Source organism: Nostoc sp. DedQUE07 (genome assembly GCF_034530975.2).
Classification (GTDB): domain Bacteria; phylum Cyanobacteriota; class Cyanobacteriia; order Cyanobacteriales; family Nostocaceae; genus Nostoc.
The window spans coordinates 126,496-148,149 of the sequence record NZ_JAVRCC020000013.1 but is presented as its reverse complement, the minus strand read 5'-3'; the positions used below and the strand labels follow the sequence as shown (position 1 = coordinate 148,149).

Annotated in this window: 23 protein-coding genes and 1 pseudogene; 16 read left to right on the top strand and 8 right to left on the bottom strand. The window is 42.1% G+C overall.

All coding sequences use genetic code 11. From position 1 onward, the window contains the following. Positions 1 to 254 precede the first annotated feature (254 nt). Positions 255 to 419, bottom strand: coding sequence for a hypothetical protein (locus RMZ95_RS13385; protein WP_322684154.1), 165 nt, complete (start codon positions 417 to 419; stop codon positions 255 to 257). Between the two features lie 207 nt (positions 420 to 626). After that, positions 627 to 1,130, bottom strand: a complete 504-nt coding sequence (locus RMZ95_RS13380) for an ATP-binding cassette domain-containing protein (protein WP_322684153.1) — start codon at positions 1,128 to 1,130, stop codon at positions 627 to 629. 116 nt (positions 1,131 to 1,246) lie between these two features. Between RMZ95_RS13380 and RMZ95_RS13375 the strand changes: the two genes are divergently transcribed. The 10 genes from RMZ95_RS13375 (at position 1,247) to RMZ95_RS13330 (ending at position 9,786) form a co-directional block, all read left to right on the top strand. Next, positions 1,247 to 1,546 carry a metalloregulator ArsR/SmtB family transcription factor gene (locus RMZ95_RS13375; RefSeq protein WP_322672366.1) on the top strand — a complete coding sequence of 100 codons (300 nt, stop codon included), beginning with the start codon at positions 1,247 to 1,249 and terminating at the stop codon, positions 1,544 to 1,546. Positions 1,547 to 1,571: 25 nt separating this feature from the next. Continuing rightward, positions 1,572 to 2,423 carry a phosphate ABC transporter substrate-binding protein gene (locus RMZ95_RS13370; RefSeq protein ID WP_322684152.1) on the top strand — a complete coding sequence of 284 codons (852 nt, stop codon included), beginning with the start codon at positions 1,572 to 1,574 and terminating at the stop codon, positions 2,421 to 2,423. Next, positions 2,380 to 3,252, top strand: a complete 873-nt coding sequence (gene pstC / locus RMZ95_RS13365) for a phosphate ABC transporter permease subunit PstC (protein WP_322672364.1) — start codon at positions 2,380 to 2,382, stop codon at positions 3,250 to 3,252. The genes RMZ95_RS13370 and pstC overlap by 44 nt, the downstream gene beginning before the upstream one ends. After that, positions 3,246 to 4,118: a phosphate ABC transporter permease PstA gene (gene pstA / locus RMZ95_RS13360; protein WP_322684151.1), complete on the top strand. Its 873-nt coding sequence runs from the start codon at positions 3,246 to 3,248 to the stop codon at positions 4,116 to 4,118. Before pstC ends, pstA begins: the two co-directional genes overlap by 7 nt. Positions 4,119 to 4,124: 6 nt before the next feature. Beyond that, positions 4,125 to 4,922 carry a phosphate ABC transporter ATP-binding protein gene (locus tag RMZ95_RS13355; protein ID WP_409882591.1) on the top strand — a complete coding sequence of 266 codons (798 nt, stop codon included), beginning with the start codon at positions 4,125 to 4,127 and terminating at the stop codon, positions 4,920 to 4,922. Beyond that, a complete protein-coding gene (locus RMZ95_RS13350; RefSeq protein WP_409882588.1) occupies positions 4,919 to 5,041 on the top strand; it encodes an HAD hydrolase family protein in 123 nt (40 codons plus the stop codon). Before RMZ95_RS13355 ends, RMZ95_RS13350 begins: the two co-directional genes overlap by 4 nt. Positions 5,042 to 5,827: 786 nt before the next feature. Continuing rightward, positions 5,828 to 6,907 carry a sulfonate ABC transporter substrate-binding protein gene (locus RMZ95_RS13345; protein ID WP_322684149.1) on the top strand — a complete coding sequence of 360 codons (1,080 nt, stop codon included), beginning with the start codon at positions 5,828 to 5,830 and terminating at the stop codon, positions 6,905 to 6,907. Between the two features lie 98 nt (positions 6,908 to 7,005). Further along, on the top strand, positions 7,006 to 8,160 hold the full coding sequence (gene ssuD, locus RMZ95_RS13340) for an FMNH2-dependent alkanesulfonate monooxygenase (protein ID WP_322684148.1): 1,155 nt from the start codon (positions 7,006 to 7,008) through the stop codon (positions 8,158 to 8,160). Next, entirely contained in the window at positions 8,157 to 8,942 is a 786-nt protein-coding gene (gene ssuC / locus RMZ95_RS13335; protein WP_322672359.1) for an aliphatic sulfonate ABC transporter permease SsuC, read from the top strand. The genes ssuD and ssuC overlap by 4 nt, the downstream gene beginning before the upstream one ends. Positions 8,943 to 8,997: 55 nt before the next feature. Continuing rightward, a complete protein-coding gene (locus RMZ95_RS13330; RefSeq protein WP_322672358.1) occupies positions 8,998 to 9,786 on the top strand; it encodes an ATP-binding cassette domain-containing protein in 789 nt (262 codons plus the stop codon). Between the two features lie 318 nt (positions 9,787 to 10,104). Here RMZ95_RS13330 and RMZ95_RS13325 read toward each other — a convergent pair whose 3' ends face one another. After that, positions 10,105 to 10,269: a hypothetical protein gene (locus RMZ95_RS13325; RefSeq protein ID WP_322672357.1), complete on the bottom strand. Its 165-nt coding sequence runs from the start codon at positions 10,267 to 10,269 to the stop codon at positions 10,105 to 10,107. 490 nt (positions 10,270 to 10,759) lie between these two features. Beyond that, positions 10,760 to 11,722 carry a TauD/TfdA dioxygenase family protein gene (locus tag RMZ95_RS13320; RefSeq protein WP_322684147.1) on the bottom strand — a complete coding sequence of 321 codons (963 nt, stop codon included), beginning with the start codon at positions 11,720 to 11,722 and terminating at the stop codon, positions 10,760 to 10,762. Positions 11,723 to 12,056: 334 nt separating this feature from the next. Between RMZ95_RS13320 and RMZ95_RS13315 the strand changes: the two genes are divergently transcribed. Then, positions 12,057 to 13,328, top strand: coding sequence for an MFS transporter (locus RMZ95_RS13315; RefSeq protein ID WP_322672355.1), 1,272 nt, complete (start codon positions 12,057 to 12,059; stop codon positions 13,326 to 13,328). Positions 13,329 to 13,453: 125 nt separating this feature from the next. Here RMZ95_RS13315 and nifE read toward each other — a convergent pair whose 3' ends face one another. Beyond that, positions 13,454 to 14,860 carry a nitrogenase iron-molybdenum cofactor biosynthesis protein NifE gene (gene nifE, locus RMZ95_RS13310; protein WP_322684146.1) on the bottom strand — a complete coding sequence of 469 codons (1,407 nt, stop codon included), beginning with the start codon at positions 14,858 to 14,860 and terminating at the stop codon, positions 13,454 to 13,456. A 670-nt stretch (positions 14,861 to 15,530) separates the two neighbouring features. Between nifE and RMZ95_RS13305 the strand changes: the two genes are divergently transcribed. The 3 genes from RMZ95_RS13305 to RMZ95_RS13295 all read left to right on the top strand — a co-directional run bounded on the left by RMZ95_RS13305 (position 15,531) and on the right by RMZ95_RS13295 (position 17,539). Next, positions 15,531 to 15,707, top strand: a complete 177-nt coding sequence (locus RMZ95_RS13305; protein WP_322684145.1) for a hypothetical protein — start codon at positions 15,531 to 15,533, stop codon at positions 15,705 to 15,707. A 128-nt stretch (positions 15,708 to 15,835) separates the two neighbouring features. Beyond that, positions 15,836 to 16,840: an aldo/keto reductase gene (locus tag RMZ95_RS13300; RefSeq protein WP_174709858.1), complete on the top strand. Its 1,005-nt coding sequence runs from the start codon at positions 15,836 to 15,838 to the stop codon at positions 16,838 to 16,840. A gap of 231 nt (positions 16,841 to 17,071) precedes the next feature. Continuing rightward, positions 17,072 to 17,539, top strand: coding sequence for a GNAT family N-acetyltransferase (locus tag RMZ95_RS13295; protein WP_322684144.1), 468 nt, complete (start codon positions 17,072 to 17,074; stop codon positions 17,537 to 17,539). A 222-nt stretch (positions 17,540 to 17,761) separates the two neighbouring features. Here the strand turns inward: RMZ95_RS13295 and RMZ95_RS13290 are convergent, their stop codons facing one another. Together RMZ95_RS13290 and RMZ95_RS13285 are read right to left on the bottom strand one after the other, a co-directional pair. After that, positions 17,762 to 18,124, bottom strand: a complete 363-nt coding sequence (locus RMZ95_RS13290) for a ferredoxin family protein (protein WP_322684143.1) — start codon at positions 18,122 to 18,124, stop codon at positions 17,762 to 17,764. Between the two features lie 43 nt (positions 18,125 to 18,167). Continuing rightward, positions 18,168 to 18,434: pseudogene (locus RMZ95_RS13285) on the bottom strand (hypothetical protein); the annotation flags it as partial. 357 nt (positions 18,435 to 18,791) lie between these two features. Here RMZ95_RS13285 and RMZ95_RS13280 point away from each other — a divergent pair. Further along, positions 18,792 to 19,430: a PadR family transcriptional regulator gene (locus RMZ95_RS13280; RefSeq protein WP_322684142.1), complete on the top strand. Its 639-nt coding sequence runs from the start codon at positions 18,792 to 18,794 to the stop codon at positions 19,428 to 19,430. A 351-nt stretch (positions 19,431 to 19,781) separates the two neighbouring features. On the opposite strand, the gene RMZ95_RS13275 is transcribed toward RMZ95_RS13280, so the two are convergent. Beyond that, entirely contained in the window at positions 19,782 to 20,513 is a 732-nt protein-coding gene (locus RMZ95_RS13275; RefSeq protein WP_322672346.1) for an SDR family oxidoreductase, read from the bottom strand. Between the two features lie 208 nt (positions 20,514 to 20,721). Here RMZ95_RS13275 and RMZ95_RS13270 point away from each other — a divergent pair, with 208 nt between their 5' ends. Beyond that, positions 20,722 to 21,651 carry an AraC family transcriptional regulator gene (locus tag RMZ95_RS13270; RefSeq protein ID WP_322684141.1) on the top strand — a complete coding sequence of 310 codons (930 nt, stop codon included), beginning with the start codon at positions 20,722 to 20,724 and terminating at the stop codon, positions 21,649 to 21,651. The last annotated feature ends 3 nt before the right edge of the window (positions 21,652 to 21,654 follow it).

The window sequence follows — 21,654 nt, the reverse complement described above, 5'->3', positions numbered from 1 at the left end:
GTCCCGCAAACAGTATTAACGACTATTTTAAGTTCTAGATTAGAAAATAGCTAGAGGAATGCGACTTAAATCTTACTAAGTATACTGAGGCTTTAAACTCTATCGTGCAAGGCTTCGATTTTCTCAGTTTTTCAAAAATTAAATAGGAATCCTATAGTAGTTAAAGTAAGTCTGCAAATTCATGAGATACGTCCTGATTTTCCCCATATACAACTTGCATAGGTAACTTTGACGGCGCTAATAGACAGCAAGTGCTATTTCTCAACATTATTTTGCCATACCTCTTTGATAAACTTTTTAAACTCTTCTAGAATCAGAGGTAAATCACTATCAATTTCTTGGGTTTGTTGCCCATTTGTACTTGAACGAAAGAGACGACGACCTCGACTATCAAAACCAATTTTATCTGCAACTGCCATAAAGATTGAGTAATCTTCTGGTATTGGCAAATCCCCACCTTTGCGCTGAAAAGGCTGTAAAACTTAGAACAAGCCTGGAATAACACAGATGCTAAAAACCAGATTATTCAAGAGCTTGGCAATGCCGTCTTCCCTACACCCGACACCCTACCCCCCACACCCTTCTTTCTGACAATGCTCTTGTCAAACATCAAGTGTAGCGGTGGGCTACGCCTCGGTGGAGGCGATGATCTCTGACCGACCGGAGGCGATCGCATCTAACAACACTAATCCCGTTAGTATCAGTCCCTCTGTGGATTGTCTAAACTGAAGGTGAAGTGCTTGGATGGCAGCTTCAGTTTCTGGGTCAATACTGGCAGTGGCTTCATCCAAAATCAAGATTTCGGGGTTCAAGGCAATGACACGCATAAACGCTAACAACTGGCGTTGACCTTGCGATAGATTTTGGCCGCGGTCTTCCAGTACCGTATCAAAGCCTAGTGGCAAGCTCTCGATGAAATCTAGGGTCTGTATCAGTTCGGCGGCATGTCGGGCATCTTCTGGCGTGATGGTCGAGTTACCCAATGCAATGTTGTCATAGACGGTACCAGGGAACAGATGAAAGTCTTGAAAGATTAAACCTACACGCTTACGGATCTGTGCAGAACAAGAGTAAAAAGCAAGTACAGAACTGTTGAACCGGAGAGTTACCAAATATGAGACACTAAGCATGAATACAATTTCATATGAACACTCGTTTATTAAAAAGTGCAAATAAATTTTAATTGTCAACTCTGTAATTGTTGCTATTTATACCATGATTGGGAAAACTTATCGTTTTCAGGGCAATGCAAAATAATACAAATTTAAGCATCGATTGTGTAGACAAGCTTAAGGTACTGGCAGATGAAACCCGTTTAGGAGTTTTACAACTATTGATTGACAGTCCGAAGCGAGTTGGAGAGATGAATGCGATTTTGCATTTGGAGCAAAGTCTCCTCTCTCATCATTTGCAGGTTTTGCGTCGAGCCAAATTAGTTGTGCGAGAGCGAGATGGCAAAGCATTTCTCTATCGTCTTGCCCCTCAAGTCGAAGTAGCTACAGGCAAGGCTTTAAACTTTGGTTGTTGTGTTCTCTCGTTCAACTAAAACCTGGAATATCTAAAGGTAGAAGATGAAACATTCCCAAATTTCGGCGATCGCAATAGGATTAGTGACGAGCATTTGGTTGCAAGGTTGTTCTCAACCTCCGCAAGCAGTCACAAATGATGCAAATAGGCTACAAGGAAAATTGGTACTTACTGGTTCAAGTACAGTTGCACCATTAGCAGCAGAAATTGGCAAAAAATTTGAATCGCAACATTCCGGTGTGCGAGTTGATGTGCAATCAGGCGGTTCTTCTCGCGGTATTACAGATGCTCGTCAAGGTGTAGCTAATGTTGGTATGGTTTCCCGTGCCTTAAAGCCTGACGAAAAAGATTTAAAAGCCTTTTCCATCGCTCGTGATGGAGTAACGGTGATTCTCCATCAGGAAAATCCCCTGCAATCCCTAACTGACAAGCAAATTGTAGATATTTACACAGGCAAGGTGAATAACTGGAAACAGGTAGGGGGTAAAGATGGGGCAATTACAGTTGTTAATAAAGCCGAAGGACGTTCTACCCTGGAATTGTTTACCCACTACTTCAAGCTAAAAAATACTGACATCAAAGCACAAGTAGTGATTGGTGATAATGAGCAAGGAATTAAGACTGTAGCCGGAAACCCGAATGCTATTGGCTATGTTTCCATTGGCTCGGCAGAAAATAGCGCCGCCAATAAAGTACCAATCAAATTGCTACCTGTAAACGGTGTACCAGCAACAACAGCTAATGTACAAAACGGGAGCTTTCCTATTTCTCGACCGCTTAACTTGGTTACAAAAACCGAACCCCAAGGACTGGCTAAAGAATTTATTGACTTTGCACAATCGCAGCAGGTAAGTGACATTGTTAAAAAGCAAAACTTTGTCTCCATCGCCAAATGATTTTTGGTTAATTTGGATACTACGAGGAGCAGCAACAATCGCCGGAGCGATCGCACTTTTAATTGTCGTTTTTCTACTTTCCGAATCCTTACCAATCTTCAGTCATATAGAGATATCCCGCTTTTTTACCGACTCTTCTTGGAACCCCACAGCAGGTTTATATAATCTCTCACCCATGTTGCTGGGTTCCCTCTTGGCAATGGTCGGTGCAGTGCTAATTGCAACTCCCATAGGCATTTTATCTGCTGTCTTTTGTCAATTCTATGCCCCGCCAATGGTAGCCCAACTCTATCGCCGCCTGATTGAATTATTAGCAGGGATTCCTTCTGTAGTGTATGGCTTTTGGGGATTAGTCGTGCTGGTTCCTCTAATTGGAAAAATTCATCCACCAGGGCCAAGCCTATTAGCAGGAATAGCAATTCTGGCGGTGATGATTCTGCCAACAGTCGCCCTTATAGCCGATGCTAGCCTAGAAAAAGTTCCCACCGCTTACATTCAAGGTGCTGCTGCACTGGGGTTATCACGTTGGACAACAATCTGCACAGTAGTTTTTTCATCAGCCAAATCAGGGTTATTTACAGGCTTAATTTTAGAGACAGGTCGTGCCATTGGTGAAACAATGGCAATTTTGATGGTATGCGGCAATGTAGTACAGACCCCAAAAAGCTTATTTGACCCCATCCGCACACTCACAGCCAATATTGCTTTAGAAATGGCGTATGCCACAGGGGATCACCGTAGTGCGCTGTTTGTCAGTGGTTTGATATTGATGGGAATGATTGTGGTGTTAGTGGCGATCGCTGAAGTTATCAGTCAGGGCAAATGGTAGAGATACAACAAAGCAAAGACAATCGTCTCGCTCTTAGAGAGTGGCTAGCAACAAGCTTAGTTTGGGCAACAGCCGCCCTCGTTACCGCCATCTTTTTATGGATAGTCAGCGATATCCTCTGGCACGGTATGGGATATTTATCTTGGGAATTTCTGATTAGTGAACCAGAAAATGCGGGTAGAGAAGGTGGAATTGCCAGTATTCTCGTTTCCACCGTTTTAATTATTGGTGTATGTATGACGGTTTGCCTACCCGTTGGTGTTGGTACGGCAGTTTTATTAGCAGAATTTACTCCTAGTAATAGTTGGTTTGCTAGATTAGTGCGCCGTAGTTTAGATGTACTTGCTGGTATACCTTCGATTGTCTTCGGGTTGTTTGGCAACGTTTTGTTTTGCAAAGTTTTAGGATTGGGGTTTTCCATTCTTTCAGGCGGACTCACACTGTCGTGTATGGTGCTACCAATTTTGATTCGTTCTACAGAGGAAGGATTTTTAGCCGTTCCCAATGAATACAGATTAGGAGCCGCCGCCCTTGGCTTTTCACGCACAACGACAATATTTCAAATATTATTACCTGCTGCTGTTCCTGGTTTAATAGTGGGATTTGTGCTTGGTGTTGGTCGGGCTATCGCCGAAACTGCGGCTTTAATTTTCACTAGCGGTTACGTAGACAGAATGCCTCAATCACTCCTCGATTCTGGGCGTACCCTTTCGGTTCATATTTTTGATCTATCAATGAACGTTTCAGGAGGAGATAAGAGTGCTTATGCTAGTGCATCGGTTTTGCTATTACTACTGTTGTTGATTAATGGCACAGCAGCGTGGATTGCACGACGTTGGTTACACAGCAGAGTTATTTCGGGATGAGGATTGGTGGATATAGAGGAGGACATCTTGGCAGTTACTGAACCGTTGATTCAAATTGAGAACTTAACTCTGCAATACGCACAAAAAACTGCACTTGCTAATGTCAACTTAGCTGTCAATGCGGGAGAAATTTTGGCTTTGGTTGGGCCTTCTGGTTGTGGAAAAACTAGTTTCCTGGGTTGTCTCAACCGCCTCAGCGATATGATTCCCAAGTGTCGAGTTCAGGGAAGAATCCGCATTGGTAGTTTAGAGGTGCTAAATCCCAAAATTAATGTCATCGCCTTACGGCGTCAAGTCGGCATGATTTTTCAAAAACCCAATCCCTTTCCTTTCTCAATATGGCAGAATCTGGAATTGCCTTTGCGAGAGCATGGCATCCGCGATCGCCACCAAATTGATACAATTATCGAAACCAGCCTCGAGGATGTAGGGCTATGGCAAGAAGTAAAAGACCGACTGCAATCTTCAGCTTTGGCTCTTTCTGGTGGACAGCAGCAACGTTTGTGCATAGCTAGAGCTTTGGCTTTGCAGCCAGAAGTCTTACTACTGGATGAACCTTGTAGTGCCCTCGACCCTATTTCCAGTAACGTTGTTGAAGATTTAATTATTAGTTTGCGCCAGCGCTATACTCTGTTAATTGTTACTCACAATCTGGCTCAAGCCAAGAGAATTGCAGATCGAGTCGCTCTATTTTGGGTACAAGACGGCATTGGGCAACTGATTGAATCAGGTACTGTAGAGCAAGTTTTTTATCATCCTCAACATCCTTTAACAGTTGCTTATGTAACTGGTGCCAGGGGTTGAGTAAGATTGCGGTCTTTGGGGATCAAATTAATAACATCAAAATGCTCAAAATTGCTAACCATGCCATTGTAGTTGTTAACGCAGATGTGGAAGTCAAGCGTTATATCATGTCCGGTTAATTAGTTATAATTTCCGTCATCTATGCAGAAACCGGAAAACCCTCTTTCCCCCTGCCCCCTGCGTTCTTAATGATAAGTCTTTCACCGGACATGATATGATTTGGAAGAAGTTTTATTTCATAGATGCAAAGCTCTGCTTCAACAGCAAGATTTAATTCAAGGGTTAACTAGTTTTCATTGGTGGATTAACATCGGAGCTTAATCGTAAGTGATTTACCGGACATGATATTACGCGTCATTGGTAATTGATTCAAATACAGGGGATAGCTTTGTCAACTAAATTCGTCAGGATTGATCGAACAGACTACTAGACGGCAATCATTTAAAAGTACGTTAAGTTCCTATACAGCTTTCAAGGGATTTTTAAAAGTAAACATAGTGAGCTGGTTTCGTTATGTATCTATGTGTTGTTTGATACTTAAAATTTTTATTAAGTATAAATACGGTATTTTGCGCAATCTACTGTAGTTTAAAGGTATATAAGGTAGTTGCTGAAATTACATAACCTTTTATTAACCTAAATTTAAACAAGTTGTAGATTATGTACTGAAAGAGGCTTACTGTTACCAAAATGAAAGCCTTATTCGTACTTGTTTACGATTTGCGTATTGTCTCCTAGTCTTATTCAAAAATCAAATAAGAGTTTTATATCATTCTTTAGCTAGATACTACATTAACTTGCTAGCTTTACTGTAGTTTAAAATCCTCCAAAGATTTTAATGAAAGTTTGTTAAGCTTTTAATATTTTTTTAGGAGAAAATTTTTATACTTGAAACTGAGGGCGCAATGCTTATAAATCGGGATAATTTTTCTGCATTTATATTAAAATGTCACAAAGCTGTAAAGGTATTCAAAGAATATTCAAGCAAAAAATTTACCTTCTTATTTGCTGTTAGTTTCTGCTTAAGTTTGATAATTTCTGGTTGTTCTCTAAATACTTCGGTAATTTCTGCATCTATGCCGTCGTTTAGTATAGGTCAAGATCCAGAAAAAGTAGTTCATATTGGTCATCAGAAGTTTGGCTCTCTTAGCCTTTTAAGAGCAAAGGGAGATTTGGAGAAAAAGTTTAACTCAATGGGTTTATCAGTGCGATGGAATCAATTTCCAGCTGGGCCGCAACTATTAGAAGCTTTGAATGCTGGTCGCCTAGACTTTGGACATGCAGGAGAAACCCCTCCTATATCTGCTCAAGCAGCTGGCGCACCTCTGCTTTATGTTGCCAGTTCACCTCCTAATCCCAAAGGTGAAGCAATTTTAGTCCCAAAAGATTCTCAAATTCGCAATCTTGCTGACTTAAAAGGCAAAAAAATTGCCTTAAATAAAGGCTCAAATGTCCATCATTTAGTTGTACAAGCATTGGCAAAAGCTAATTTGAAATATACTGATATTCAACCAATATTTATTCCTCCAGCTGATGCTAGAGCAGCATTTGAACAAAAAAAGGTGGATGCCTGGGCAATTTGGGACCCATACTTTGCTGCTGCCGAACAAGCTACAGGGGCGCGAATACTTACAGATGCGACAAATATAGTCGAAAATCGTGAGTTCCTTTTTGCTTCTCAAAGCTTTGCTAAAAAGCATTCTGATCGCCTGAAAATCGTTTTAGAGGAAATCGAAAAAGTAGATGAATGGGCAAAATCTAGGCCAAAAGAAGTTGCACAAATTCTTTCACCTTTGATTGGGATTGATGCAGGTGTTTTAGAGCAAGTAGCAAAAAGAAGAGCTTATGGCTTAGAACCAATTACTAAGGAAGTTGTTGCTTATCAACAAAGGCTTGCTGATACTTTTTACCGTCTAAAATTGGTTCCTAAAAAAATTGATGTCAATCAAGTAGCGATGGTGTCCGATCGCAAACAGCTTAATTAAAACTGTCTGTAAGCTACATCAGCGATGGACTACGCCCCACCTTCTGGCGATCGCATTCTTGACAGCTACATCTGAAACACTTAAGGAGTCTATTATCGATGGAACTATTTTGGTTTATTCCCACCTACAGTGACGGACGCTATCTGGGAACAGCAACGGGAGGACGTGCTGCTACCTATCCATACTTGCGTCAAATTGCTCAAGCTGTAGACGATCTAGGCTACAGGGGTGCTTTACTTCCTACAGGACGTTCATGTGAAGACGCTTGGATAATAGCTTCATCCTTAGTTGCAGCAACTCAACAGATGCGTTTTTTAGTAGCAATTCGTCCAGGGTTGTCATCTCCTGGTATGGCAGCGCGGATGGCGGCTACACTTGACCGTATATCCAATGGCCGCTTGCTAATTAACGTCGTTACAGGGGGCGATCCGGTGGAATTGGCTGGAGATGGAGTTCATCTCAACCACACAGCACGGTATGAGTTGACAGATGAGTTCTTGTCGATTTGGCGAGCAACTATGACTGGTGAAGAAGCTAACTTCAGCGGTGAATATTTTCAAGTCAAAGGCAGTAAGCTACTTTTTCCTCCTGTGCAAACACCTTATCCTCCTTTATGGTTTGGTGGTTCATCAGCCATTGCCCAACAAATTGCCGCTAAACACATTGATGTGTATCTGACTTGGGGAGAACCACCACAGCAAGTAGCCGAGAAGATTAATGCAGTTCGGAAGTTAGCTGCTGAAGAAGGTAGAACTTTGCGTTTTGGGATTCGTTTACATGTAATTGTGCGGGAAACCGAGAGCGAAGCTTGGGATGCTGCCAATGACTTAATTAAGTATGTTGATGAAGAAGCGATCGCCAAAGCTCAAAAAGTTTATGCTCGTTTAGATTCCGTTGGGCAACGTCGGATGACGCAATTGCACAGTGGTAATCGTGAAGCACTAGAAGTCAGCCCTAATCTATGGGCAGGAGTCGGACTGGTGCGGGGTGGCGCAGGTACAGCTTTAGTAGGAGATGCCGATACTGTCACTGCCAGGATGATGGAATACGCCGAATTGGGAATTGAAACTTTCATTCTTTCAGGATATCCCCATTTAGAAGAAGCTTATCGAGTAGCTGAATTACTCTTTCCCCGCTTACCACTTCAGGATTTACCCGCTACAGCACAACAACAGGTATTAAGTCCTTTTGGTGAAATTGTCGCCAACCAAGATTTTCCTAAACAACGTACAACAGAAGGAGCTTCAAGATGAAAAAAAGCAAATTTTCTCAACTGGGGTTTCAGCAACTGAAACCTTGGATTTTGCCGATTGTTCTAATTATTCTTTGGCAAATATTGGTAAAATCTGGCTGGCTTTCTACAAGGGTATTGCCTGCTCCTTCAGATGTAATTCTGGCAGGAGTTCGTTTATCCCGTTCTGGAGAACTATGGCGAAACTTGATTATCAGTACAATCCGGGCTGTGATTGGGTTCTTGCTGGGAGGTAGTATTGGTTTTGGGTTGGGATTACTTAATGGATTGGCTCGTCCAGCAGAAGAGTATTTGGACACCTCAGTACAGATGATTCGGAATATTCCTCACTTAGCGTTAATCCCACTTGTAATTCTGTGGTTTGGCATTGGCGAAGAAGCTAAGGTTTTTCTTGTAGCATTAGGAGTGTTCTTTCCCATTTATCTTAATACCTTTCACGGAGTTCGTACTGTCGATCCAGAATTAATTGAAATGGCAAAATCCTACGGCTTGCATGGCTGGTCTTTATTTAAGCGAGTCATCTTTCCAGGGGCATTGGGTTCGATTATCGTTGGTCTGCGTTATGCCTTGGGAATTATGTGGCTAACCTTGATTGTCGCTGAAACAATTACACTTGATTCTGGCATTGGGTATATGGCAATGAACGCTCGTGAGTTTATGCAAACTGATGTTGTTGTCTTGAGCATTTTGCTTTATGCCTTGTTGGGCAAGTTAGCAGATGTCGCTGCCAAAGCTTTAGAACAAAAATGGTTAAGGTGGGATACTAACTACCAACCTGCCTAAAGTTTATCTAGTTATTATTCAAAATTTTGTTGCAATTTTAGAGAGGTTTGTGAAGATGGCATCCCTACAAGGCGCAGAGGTAAAAGTTATGGGTCTGACAAAGACCTATGGTAGTAATCAAGTGTTGCAGAATCTCGATTTAGAGATAGCATCAGGAGAATTTATTGCAGTTGTTGGGCGCAGTGGTGGCGGTAAAAGTACACTCCTGCGGATGATAGCTGGGTTTGAACATCCCAGTGACGGCGGAGTTTTAATTGACGGGGAACCACTGCGTGGGCGTAATCGCAGTGCGCGAACAATGTTCCAGAATGCCCGCCTCTTACCGTGGGAGAATGTTTTAGGAAATGTGGGATTAGGATTGAACAAAAAAGACTGGCGGCAAAAGGCAGAGAAGGCGCTTGAGCAAGTAGGTTTAATACAACGAGCAAAAGATTGGCCTTCTGTGCTTTCTGGAGGACAAAAACAACGGGTAGCACTTGCTAGGGCTTTAGTCAGAGAGCCGCGCTTACTAATGTTAGATGAACCGCTTGGTGCTTTGGATGCCATGACTCGTATTGAGATGCAGAGACTAATTGAAAAAATCTGGCACGAACAAAAATTTTCGGCGTTCTTGATTACTCATGATGTAGATGAAGCAGTAACGCTAGCCGATCGCATCATACTAATTGAAGATGGCCGAGTTTCAATGGATCGGCGTATCTCGCTACCACGTCCTCGCAAACGCAAAGATGCAGAATTCCTTACTTTAGCAGAAGAAATCTTAGAGCGCGTTATGGGTGATGAAGCAGGTCTAATTAATGGGGAAGATAAAAAAGTTCAACAGCTAGCAAACACTAAACGTTAAATTTTGAAAAAACAGGCATTTTCTCCTAATCTTTTTCAAAAATAAAATCGGATTTATCTAGGAATTTTATTGCTAATAAATCAGCATTTTAGGTTACTCAATTTTTCTTGATAGCTTTCTAGGAAAAATGTCAAAATAATTCGTAATGGCTAATTTGTAATTATTACCTGAGATTTAATCGTGGGACTTGAATAATGAATAAATTTATTTTTTTTAATTAATAAATTAAGGGGCTTGTACTCTCAAATAATTAATTATTAATTCGTAATTAATGAATTTTGAATTACGAATTACGAATTACGAATTATTCGGTCAAGTTTACACCTCTACCTGTTTGATCTCTGTATCTGTTGCTTGGTCTATTTCTATAAACTTTGGCCCAGCAATGAGAACTATCACCATCATTAATAGACTCGTCACAATGATGATGCACAAGAGCCGAATGGCACGCTTGTTAAGGGCAAAGCCATGATCTAGCTGCATGAGAGGGTGTGGGGTTGCAGGTATTGGGGTGTGGGGAATTAAGAAGATGTTGAACTCCTTGAGGCAAGTAAAATTTAATTGTCTTAAAACTACACCCTACACCCTACCCCCTACACCCTGCCAGCAAGGAGGTTTCAGCTTTTCTTAGTGCCATTCGCACAAGAGCCTTATTGTATTCAAAGCTCCAGTCTATAGTGCGTGGTAGTGTGGAGGTACTCCATCCGCCTGCTTGGATGGGCATAAACCCAGCAATACAGGCTGTTTCAACGCTTGGGAGAGGGGGCTGTCGGAGCCAGACAGCGATCGCTACCGACAATCGAACCGGGGTGATGGCTAAAAATCATCGCTCAAAATAGATAATTAATCTCTTGGCTTTGCTGCGATCGGTCATGCAAAAGTTACCTTTGTAGAGCAACAAGGTGTAATGTCTGCGTTCATAAGTACTGAGTATTTTTTATTTTACTCAGTACTCATAACTTATAATTCAGTTTTACGAAAGGACTGGTTGTGCTTCCTTAGACTCAGCTTTCTGCTTGAAGACGCTTGGTACTTTAGCGCTGAAAGCTTCACCTTGAACCACTTCTGAACGGGAACCATCAACTCCTACTGGAACATCGCCTGTGATAGTAGTGCGATAGAGGAGACGTTCGACATCTAAATGATCCAAATCTTGAGGAGCCAAATGCACGGTGGCGCGGTTGTCCCAGAAGGCGATATCACCGTTGTTCCAACGGAAGCGGGTGGTATAGGCAGGTTTGGTGACTTGGTTAAAGAACAACTCTAGCAACAGTCTGCTCTCTTCTGGTGACACATCAACAATGCGGGAGACGAAGCCAGGGTTGACGAACAAGGCACGTTCACCAGTCTCAGGATGAACTCTGACGACTGGGTGAATAGAAACTAGGGGATTGACAGCAATACGCTCGTCAAATTTGTTGTTGCGGGGTTGATAACCGCCCCCATTAAAGCGATGTTCTGCTTTTAATGTATCTGCTAGCGATCGCAGGGGTGCTGAGAGTCCCTCATAAGCGGCCACAAGATTACTCCAGTGGGTGTCACCACCGAAACTAGGAACATTAACTGCGCGTAAAATTGACGCTGCTGGTGGGTTGATCGCTGCCGTTACATCTGTGTGCCAAGGGCCGCCAGTGCGAAAACCATACTGCTGCTCATAAAGCTTACGGTCTACGGGTTTGATCTGGGGAAATCCCGGAACTGGTTCCGGCTCTCCCAAGGGATGGGCGAAAGTCACTTCGCCAAAACGAGATGTGAACTCGACCTGGGCAGCATGATCGATGTTCTGGCCACGAAAAAACACAACTTTCCACTTCAATAGCGCTTTGCGAATTTCTTGGACTTGATCCTCAGAAAGAGAGCGGGAAAGGTCTACGCCGCCGATTTCTGCACCGATGAAACCAGCTACCTGTTTAACTTCTATATGTTTGTAGCCCATTAGGATTCTCCAGAGTTTTATCTGTCGGGAGGTGTTCACACTCGCCTATTTCCTTGGGAATTTTGCCGATACCCAAAATCTGCTAGCAACATTCCCATGCTGGGAGCATAACTGAAATTATCATACACTATTCCGATAGAATTAAAGTAGTATACAGTTACTAAATAGTAATTTCCTACGTTTTTGTAGATCAATCCCCTTCTATAGCGATCCAATGTCAATGTGCAAAAGCCTTAGCTCAGACAGATTAGCGATGCCTGGGCAGCAAACTACGCGATTATTTGACAGTTCTTAGTTAATCTAATTATTAGTAAACCATAATAAAATTTTACTCATGAAAATTTGGCATAGACAACTAGGGGAAAGTATCAGTAATATCACTTACCACTATTTACCCGCTTTGCGCTGGCGTAATTTTCGCCTGTTTTTCGGGGGACAGTTACTATCAATGTCTGGAACATTTATGACCCAGCAGTTAACTATTCCTTGGCTGGTATACGATTTGACTCAATCGCCTTGGTTGTTGGGAGTTGCAGGGTTTGTACAATTTTTACCTACGTTATTACTGATTCCCTTTTCGGGCATATTGTCCGATCGCTGGAGTCGTCGTGACTTGTTAATGGTGGTGCAGATATTGGGAATTAGCGTATCCTTGGCTTTAACGATTCTCACCTTTACCAATTGGATTACCTTTCCTATCCTCTTGGTACTGAGTGCTTTCAATGGTTTGCTCAAGGGATTAGATATGCCCGTGCGCCATACAATCGTCACCGAAACCGTAGACGATCGCGCCGATTGGAGTAATGCGATCGCCTTGAATTCAGTAATGTTAAGTTCCTCTCTCGTCGTGGGGCCTGCTATGGGCGGGATTTTGATTGCGACACTAGGGGTAAAATATTGTTTTCTTTACGATACCCTCAGCTATATTCCTGCGATATTTACCTTGCTAGCGATGCGGCTGCCAGCTAGACAGATGCAACCCCTTACGGGCATTAGCGATACTTTGGAAAAATTGCGAGAAGGCTTTGAATATGTCTCGAAATTCCAGCCGATTAGAGTAATTTTATTAATGCTAGCGTTACATGGTTTCGTCGGGATGTCTCATGTCGCGCTGATGCCTGTTTTTGCAGCAAAGATTCTCAATGGAAACGCAACAACGATGGCTCACCTCAGCACTTCAGCACCGATTGGCTCGTTGTTTGCTTGTTTGTATCTAAGTGTCAGACGAGGGATTGTAGGCTTAGAGCGTTTGATTGTAGTCGCTCAAGTTTTCATTGGGATGAGTTTGATATTCTTTTCACTCTCGCGTCAAGTTTGGCTATCTATAATCATTCTGGTATTTGTAGGCTGCTTTTCTATCCTCAACATTACCAGTAGTAATATGATTATTCAAACCTTAGTTACCGAGGATAAGCGCGGACGGGTAATGAGTTTTTACGCCCTAGCAATGGTGGGTACAATGCCCTTTGGAAATTTGTTAGCGGGGACTTTGGCAGATAATTTTGGTGCGACTAATGCCTTGATTGTCTGTGGTAGTTTGATTATTTTAGGTGCGCTCTGGTTCTCTGCACAATTGCCAGCAGTAAGCCGTTGGATTGCTCGGTGAACAAGTCGCTTCTCTTTGTACAACAAAGCAAATATTTGGAAAACAAGCATCTTCCGCCACACCATAAAAGTGTAGTGGAAGACGATCAACTATATCAGCTTGGCACAAGAAAGTTGCGCCTATAGCTAATAGCTGATTTTTGCATCCCAAGGAGCAGGTTTGCTAATTTGCTCCCATATAGGACTATACAAGGCTTCATGTAGTTCGCGTGCTAGTACCACCAAACCTGCATAACCTGCATAAGCATGGTGACGTTCATGGTTAATGTCTAAAAAAGGAATTCCCGTTTTGAGTGCTGTATATTTATTGCCAGCCCCAGTAATCAACACATCAGCTTTTGTTTGGTGTAATACCTTTAATAATGCCTGGGGAGTTGTGTCAGACAAAAGCATTGCATCTGCACCAAGATATTGTTTAATTTTAGCTTTCTCCTCTTCTGTTGTTTTGCCATCCGTAGCTGCAATAACTTCCATTCCCAAATCTTGGGCTGCTAAAATAAGTGACCAACTTTTCACACCACCAGTAGAAAGAATAATCCGTTTACCTTTTAAATCAGCAAGGTAAGGAGCTAAAGCGATATCTAGAGCAGCATTTTCTTCGACAATTAACTTTTCTGTACGTTCTTGCAGTTCCCAGGCAATAACACTATCTCCCAAGGATATACTTAATTTGGTCGCAACATTCCGCAAGCAATCGTTTAAGTTGGTCGCACCATAGAACGATTCTTCAATATAAGGAATTCCATAGCGTTCCGCCATAGTTTGCGCCATTTGTATAGCTACATTTGAGCAAAGCACTACATTTAATTTGGCGCGATGAGCATAGCAAACTTCTTGATAACGAGCATCACCTGTAATTTTAGAAAGAACGCGAATTCCCATTTTTTGGAATAATGGTAAGATATTCCACGTTTCACCTGCAACATTATAGTCACCAACAATATTAATATCGAATGGTGTGGTAAATTCCGGTTCGGCTGTACCAATGACAGCATTCAATAAAGTTTCGTTACCAATGCGATTACCTAAATTTTTACTACCAAGAAATCCAGGCGCATTTACATAGATAACTGGGATATTAACTTGTTGTGTAGCAAGTTGGCAAACACTATCAATATCATCACCAATCAAAGCAGACAGACAAGTAGCATAAACAAAAATGGCGGCAGGATGATAGCGTTGAGCAACATCCACAATCGCTTTGTACAGTTTCTTTTCTCCACCAAAAACGATATTACCCTCACTAAAATCAGTAGTAAAAGCAGTTTGGTATAATTGTGAGCCTGAAGAGAGGCTACCATGAGTTGCCCAAGGATTGTGAGTACAAGAAACAGCACCATGTACTAAATGAACAGCATCAGTAATAGCTCCGACAGAAACCATCGCTCCATCAAAAGGGCAATTTCCTTGGGTTGCACCTGGTTGTGGTGGTTTTGTGCAAGTGAGTTTTTTCTGACCATTAAGCTGTTTATGGTTAGATTTGCAAGGTGTTTCGCTAAGAGGTTCGTTAACTTTTACTTGAGTGTTTTTCATGCTTTTCCTCGTGCTAAAAATAAGTACAAAATAGCCAATAATGAGGAGTTAGGAGTATTATTTTTTCTCTATCTCCTATTTTTTTTACTTACCAATTTTGCTGCCTAGTCTCCACTCGTCTTTATAGATGCTGGTAGACAAAGTTGATTGAGACTGATTTCTGAGAAATTACAAAAAACAGCAATTGATGCACTAGCATTTCAGATAAAACAAGCAACTCCTCTGATGCATCCTGTATTTTTAGAAAGGCTTGTTATGGCAGCCCTCGCATAAGTTACATTTTCGCCTGTAGCCCCTCACCGCAACGAGATGTAACTCACTCAGACGATAAACACTATAATTCTTTGGCTAGTGTTAGTTTATCTAAATATTAGCATAACTAATAATATCTGAAATCAAGTATTGTTTTGAGATTTTTAGAATATAAATTATTAGATAATAAAATAGGATAATTTATACATATATTTTCTATGTACATTATGTTATTTTTTATTATCTAAGCAATAAATTTATTGTTTACTAATAGTAGTTCAAGTATTTTATTTAACTAAAATAACAATCTATCCAGGTAATTGTAGCCTTAAATATTTTAAAAGGCTCTAAAACTATCGATAAGTATAACTATATTAAAAATTTTCTTGAAATTTTAAAACTATACACTATTTGAACTATGAGCTTTAGCCGCAGCCCTGGTTGGATTCACGGTGGCGATCGCTTTGCAGATCCGAGAGATTCTCCCAACAGCCCCCTCCCCCAAACATTTCCTGATTTCTTGTTCCATATTTATCATTTATATGCAATTCTTAATATGATAGCTAACAACTCCGGTAAGTCGATTGATATATAGTATTTTGTATCCTGGCTTTTGCAAAGCAATGCTCATAGCTCTGCAATACTCTAGGCAAATCACTGTCAAAAGGCTATAGAAATATCACAACCTTATTAAGCATCCCAACAAAAAGTAGAGCATACCGTATGACGAAATATGTAAATCTTGGCAAAACTGGGCTAAAAGTATCCCGGATTACACTAGGCACGATGACTTATGGTTCGCGTAAATTGCGCGAATGGGTATTAGAAGAAGAAGAAAGTCGTCCATTTATCAAACTGGCTTTGGAATTGGGGATTAATTTCTTTGATACCGCCGATGTCTATTCCTTGGGTGCTAGCGAAGAAATTGTCGGACGAGCGCTGAAAGACTTTGCTAAACGAGATCAAGTTGTGATTGCTACTAAAGTACATGGCAAAGTCGGCGATGGGCCTAATGATCGAGGACTATCTCGCAAACATATTTTTGACAGCATTGATGCTTCTTTGCGGCGGCTACAAACTGATTATGTAGACTTGTACCAAATTCACCGTTGGGACTATGAAACACCAATTGAAGAAACCCTAGAAGCACTGCATGATATTGTGAAAGCAGGTAAAGTCCGTTACTTAGGAATTTCTAGTGTTTACGCATGGCAGTTTGCTAAAGCTCTTTATACAGCAGACATTCACGGCTGGACTCGTTTTGTATCAATTCAAAATCACTACAACCTAGTCTATCGGGAAGAAGAACGAGAAGTCATACCCTTAGCCTTAGATCAAGGGATTGGTATTATTCCTTGGAGTCCCTTGGCGCGGGGCTTTTTAGCAGGGAATCGCAGTAAGTCAGACCATGGCCAAACACTGCGGGCAAAAACTGACGAATTTGCTCACAATCTCTACTATCAAGATTCAGATTTTAAAGTAGTCGATCGCGTAGTTGAATTAGCCGGAAAACGGGGTGTGAAACCCACACAAATTGCCCTAGCTTGGCTATTACATCAACCAGGTGTGACATCTCCCATAATTGGCGCTAGTAAGATAGAACATCTTAAAGAGGCTGTGGAGGCGGTGGATTTAGAGCTTTCAGATGAAGAGCGCAAATTCTTAGAAGAACCTTACACACCCCATCCTATACTAGGGCATCAGCACCCATCTGGAAATCGCCCGTAGAGTAATCTTGCACCAGGCGACTGGAAGTCACGGCTACACAGGTAAAACCCGCCTACACGGGTTAAAAGCCTTGATTTTACCTCTTTTTGCCTAAAGTTCGCCACCACGTAAACTTTGTGTGGCGGACTATTAGGGGCTGGGCGATCGCTAGGACAGAAGTGATATAAGAATAGCTAGTTTTAGCAACTTTGATTTCGATTAAACGTAAAGTGTAGAACTCCTTTTGAACAAATGGAATTAATCTCATACAGTTCCGAATTCCAGGCTAGTTTGGAAGATTTTTTGGAAATAATGTATTCGTACAGAGGATATAAATTTGATCCAACTGGCTTACAGTCAGATATAAGGAATATTGAAAATATATACCAAAGTCAAGGGGGAAATTTCTGGATTATGAGTGAAAATGCCTCAGTAATTGGAAGTATTGGATTAAAGATATTAAACAAAATAGATAAAATAGGAGAGATTAAAAGGTACTTTGTTTTACCTTCATATCAGAGTAAAGGAATAGGTATATTATTAATGGAACATTTATTATTGAATGCCAACAAAAACGAATTACATATATTAAGATTAGATACAATGAGAAAATCTATTGCAGCTAGGGAAATTTTTGAAAAATATGGATTTCAAGAAATTAATAAATATAATGACAATGAAATAGCCGAAATATTTATGGAACTCAAATTAAAAAAGTAAAAATTAAAAACAAAAAAAAGAAGACCAACATAAGCCACTCGTGAAGGGTTAAATAAAAGTGTGTTTTGTTAATTAGCTAAAGTACTCAAAATTTTAGATATAAGAATGATAATCATGCGGTGGGGAGGGGGAAGGAGGCAAGCGTTGCTCACCTTCTTCCCTCTCATTTTGATTATCCTGTTTCTCCAGTTATGCCACAATAGTTTAAAACCCTATTGCTGCTTATGTTTCATTCAATTTTGCATTATCCTGTCTTGCCCTATTCAAAATTCTAAGTTGTTGAGTTGGATCTTTGTCAGTCCCTCCCATTTTGCCATGATGCCAACCCATGTTACGGGTGTAACTACCCAGCAAGTTTTGGGTAATTAACTGTTCTGTATCAACCTCATCATCCAGTTCGGCATAAGGCGACACATAAAGCGCATCAACAGGGCAATACAACTCGCACAAAAAACAAGTCTGACAATCTGATTTACGAGCAATTACGGCTATTCCATTGTCTCCAGAATCAAAGACATCGCGCGGACAAACTTTTACGCAGATATCACAGCCGATACAGCGATCGCTATCAACAATTTCAATCATTACGCTACCTCTTGCAACTGATTTTCTGCGGCGACAACCATAACATCATCGATACCACTTCATGCACTACCTCACAACCTGAACCCATCAAAATGATGACTCGTTCTGCATCAATTGCGCCATGATAATCAAGCAAGTGATAGTGTCTGGTTGTCTGTGCGGCAAACTTATCCATATAAGATTGCATGATATTGGGACAAGCAGCGTAGTAGGGATTTACTGTTTCCCTTGCTTGGAAATAAACGTCGGGATTTTGGGCAGTTTTGCGCAATACTGGGCGATCGGGGGATAGCGCCCTTGCCCGAATGGCACTAAGAAAAGCTGAAACCTCCTTGCTGGTAGGGTGTAGGGTGTAGGGTGTAGTTTTAAGACAATTAAATTTTACTTGCCTCAAGGAGTTCAACATCTTCTTAATTCCCCACACCCTCTCATGCAGCTAGATCATGGCTTTGCCCTTAACAAGCGTGCCATTCCGCCCTTGCCCGATGTTCCAGAATGAATTGGCAGTCAGGCCCCATTTTATACGTATTTCGTCATGACCCCAAGTGCAGACTCTTGGCTAGTGGAAGCTGCTTTCGTTACAAATCTTCATCAAAATCCTATTCCGATATATCGCGATATATTCTGATATATCGTATATTAGAGAAAGTTGATTTGAGATTTACTTATGTTTAGACATTTTCGGTCACGTTTTGGCGCACCTGCATGGGCAGGAGTTAACGAAGAGGATTCATTGCTTGTCAGGTCTTGGTTTGGACATGGCAACCATCATGACAAGCATCATGGTAGACATCATGACAAACGCTTTGATAATGAAATGTTTGGTCGTGGTTGGGGAGATGAATACCGGACTCGTCGGGGTGACATCAAGTTCATTCTGCTGGAACTCTTATCCGAGCATCCTAGTCATGGTTACGACCTGATTAAAGAGATGGAAACTCGTTACGGTGGTTTCCGTCGCCTCAGTCCTGGCTCAGTGTATCCAACGCTCCAATTGTTGGAAGAAGGAGGTTATCTCAAGAGCGCACAGGAAGGGGGCAAGCGGATTTATACGATTACGGATGAGGGTAAACAATTATTGGCAGAACGTTCCCAACAAGAACCTTCAGACACTCCTTGGGATACCTTCAAAAGTTTTGTTACAGGTAAGCCCCAAGAGTTTATTGAGTTGCGGAATGCCGCCACAGAGTTAGCTGCTGCGGTGGTGCAGGTTGCTCGTAGTGGTAATATGGAGCGGATAAATCGGGTACGGGAGCTTTTAGAGCAAGTTAAACGGGAAATTTACGCGATTCTGGCTGAAAAATAAGTAGAGGCTCGTAGTAAGACCTTAGTCCTTATTTTCTAAGCAGCAAATTGCTTACTACAAACCCTCTAGTACTTTGCTCACGCTGTCGATCGCATTAGCGTTCGCTGTCCAACATCTGCATTTGATGTTCAGGGTAACTGAAACTTTTGGGTAGTCATATCATGTCCGGTTAAAGACTTATCATTAAGACGGCAGGGGAGCAGTTCTTGCTGGGGGCAGGGGGAAAGAGGGTTTCCTGGTTTTTGCACAGATGCGGGAATTATAACTAATTAGGCGGACATGATATCACATAGCGGTTCTCAGTTGTTTTACTGCTAGCTTAGGTTGAAAATTCTCTGCACCTTTGCGTAACTATACGCTGGCTGTAGGACGCACGATAATCTCATTCACATCAACGTCATCCGGTTGTTCGATTGCAAAGGCGATCGCTCTGGCGATCGCTTCAGCCGGAAGCGCAATCTTGCGGAATTCCTGCATACCTTTGACAGCTTCGGCGTCAGTAATGCTATCGGCAAGTTCTGACTCCGTTACGCCTGGCGAAATAACTGTAACGCGAATGTCAGTATTTTCCTGACGCAGCCCCTCCGAAATTGCCAACACCGCGAACTTAGTGGCTGAGTAAACGGCGCAGGTTGGCCAGACAGCGTGTCCGCCGATGGAGGACAGGTTGACGAACTGGCCAAATCCTTGGCGTTTCATCAACGGTAGCCCAGCAGCAATGCCATTGAGTACGCCACGGATGTTCACGTCAATCATCAAGTCCCATTCATCAACTTTCAGCGCTTCTAGCTTCGAGAGCGGCATAACACCTGCATTGTTGACGATGACATCAATGCGGCCAAATTTGCTCTGAGCAAATTCTACAAAGGCTTGGAAGTCGGCGCGATGAGTAACATCAAGGGTCTGATACTCCGCCGAGCCTCCCTCAGAGCGGATTGTAGCCACGAGGGTTTCTAGCCGTTCCGTGCGTCGTGCGCCCAGGATGACGTGGATGCCCTTACGAGCGAGTAGACGTGCTGTCGCCTCACCGATACCGCTGCTTGCGCCTGTAATCAGTACGACTTTCTGTTGGTTGGTAGTCATAAAACCGGATCTCCAAGTTGTTGTATTCTCTAGCACACTCTTAATTTAAGAGAGTCAAAGCTTGGTGCGGTAATCTGAACCTACGAAATTCTTGCCTAATCCTGCATTTTTCTTCATTGTCGATCGTAAAAAGATAAGCTAATCTAAGCGGCTAAATAGATTGTGGCTGCCCTGAATGTTAGTTTCATAAAGGATTTCAAACGAAATTATGGAACAGATTGTTAGAAAGCAGCAGTCTGAGCTAGCTGCTCTGATTGCACAAAACAGTAATGGAGATGGTGTCCATCCCACAGCGATCGAGCGGTTATTCCTGATCCGTTCCTTACAACCAACTGCGCCTCTCCATGCCCTGCATGAGCCTGCTTTGTGCATTGTCGCTCAGGGCAAGAAACAGGTAATGTTGGCAGACAATCTGTATGTTTATGGTCAAGACCAATATTTGGTGGTGTCCATCGATCTGCCTGTTGTCGGTCAAGTGATTGAAGCAACGCCAAGCGTTCCGTATCTGTGTCTTCGGCTCGATTTAGATATGGGAGAACTCAGTACACTGATGATGGAGGCAAAACTAGACGCTCCAGCGAACGAACCACTGGAACCGGGCTTGTCTATTAATCCTGTTAGTCCGCAACTGCTTGATGCTGCAATCCGACTTGTACGATTGTTGGAAACACCTCAAGATATTGCCATCCTTGCACCTTTGATTGTCCGAGAAATTCTCTATCGTTTGTTATCTGGCGAACACAGTGCTAGATTGCGACAGATTGCTTTAGTCGATAAACAATTCCAAGCAATTAGCAGAGCGATCAACTGGCTGAAATGGAACTACGAAAAACCATTTCGGATCGATACGATCGCTCGTGAAGCGCGCATGAGTCCCTCGTCACTTCATCATCACTTCAAGTCAGTCACCACCATGAGTCCTTTGCAATATCAAAAACAACTTAGGCTTCAACAAGCCCGTCGTCTGATGCTGGGGCAAGGTATGGATGCGGCAACAGCTAGTCATTATGTGGGTTATGAAAGCCCTTCACAGTTCAGCCGTGAATACAGTCGCTTGTTCGGCGCACCACCGTTGCGTGATATGGCTCGGTTAAAGAGTGGAGTTTTTGGGGATGGGGAGAAATCAATTCAAAATTAAAAA

What these genes read in the sequence shown, in the direction of transcription:
- RMZ95_RS13280 (WP_322684142.1), top strand. Translation starts at nt 18,792, where the DNA reads ATGTTTAGACATTTTCGGTCACGTTTTGGCGCACCTGCATGGGCAGGA.
- RMZ95_RS13300 (WP_174709858.1), top strand. Translation starts at nt 15,836, where the DNA reads ATGACGAAATATGTAAATCTTGGCAAAACTGGGCTAAAAGTATCCCGG.
- ssuC (WP_322672359.1), top strand. Translation starts at nt 8,157, where the DNA reads ATGAAAAAAAGCAAATTTTCTCAACTGGGGTTTCAGCAACTGAAACCT.
- RMZ95_RS13385 (WP_322684154.1), bottom strand. Translation starts at nt 419, where the DNA reads ATGGCAGTTGCAGATAAAATTGGTTTTGATAGTCGAGGTCGTCGTCTC.
- RMZ95_RS13315 (WP_322672355.1), top strand. Translation starts at nt 12,057, where the DNA reads ATGAAAATTTGGCATAGACAACTAGGGGAAAGTATCAGTAATATCACT.
- RMZ95_RS13325 (WP_322672357.1), bottom strand. Translation starts at nt 10,269, where the DNA reads ATGCAGCTAGATCATGGCTTTGCCCTTAACAAGCGTGCCATTCGGCTC.
- RMZ95_RS13345 (WP_322684149.1), top strand. Translation starts at nt 5,828, where the DNA reads ATGCTTATAAATCGGGATAATTTTTCTGCATTTATATTAAAATGTCAC.
- ssuD (WP_322684148.1), top strand. Translation starts at nt 7,006, where the DNA reads ATGGAACTATTTTGGTTTATTCCCACCTACAGTGACGGACGCTATCTG.
- RMZ95_RS13275 (WP_322672346.1), bottom strand. Translation starts at nt 20,513, where the DNA reads ATGACTACCAACCAACAGAAAGTCGTACTGATTACAGGCGCAAGCAGC.
- RMZ95_RS13380 (WP_322684153.1), bottom strand. Translation starts at nt 1,130, where the DNA reads ATGCTTAGTGTCTCATATTTGGTAACTCTCCGGTTCAACAGTTCTGTA.
- nifE (WP_322684146.1), bottom strand. Translation starts at nt 14,860, where the DNA reads ATGAAAAACACTCAAGTAAAAGTTAACGAACCTCTTAGCGAAACACCT.
- RMZ95_RS13295 (WP_322684144.1), top strand. Translation starts at nt 17,072, where the DNA reads ATGGAATTAATCTCATACAGTTCCGAATTCCAGGCTAGTTTGGAAGAT.
- pstA (WP_322684151.1), top strand. Translation starts at nt 3,246, where the DNA reads ATGGTAGAGATACAACAAAGCAAAGACAATCGTCTCGCTCTTAGAGAG.
- RMZ95_RS13270 (WP_322684141.1), top strand. Translation starts at nt 20,722, where the DNA reads ATGGAACAGATTGTTAGAAAGCAGCAGTCTGAGCTAGCTGCTCTGATT.
- RMZ95_RS13375 (WP_322672366.1), top strand. Translation starts at nt 1,247, where the DNA reads ATGCAAAATAATACAAATTTAAGCATCGATTGTGTAGACAAGCTTAAG.
- RMZ95_RS13330 (WP_322672358.1), top strand. Translation starts at nt 8,998, where the DNA reads ATGGCATCCCTACAAGGCGCAGAGGTAAAAGTTATGGGTCTGACAAAG.
- RMZ95_RS13305 (WP_322684145.1), top strand. Translation starts at nt 15,531, where the DNA reads ATGAGCTTTAGCCGCAGCCCTGGTTGGATTCACGGTGGCGATCGCTTT.
- RMZ95_RS13290 (WP_322684143.1), bottom strand. Translation starts at nt 18,124, where the DNA reads ATGATTGAAATTGTTGATAGCGATCGCTGTATCGGCTGTGATATCTGC.
- RMZ95_RS13320 (WP_322684147.1), bottom strand. Translation starts at nt 11,722, where the DNA reads ATGGGCTACAAACATATAGAAGTTAAACAGGTAGCTGGTTTCATCGGT.
- RMZ95_RS13370 (WP_322684152.1), top strand. Translation starts at nt 1,572, where the DNA reads ATGAAACATTCCCAAATTTCGGCGATCGCAATAGGATTAGTGACGAGC.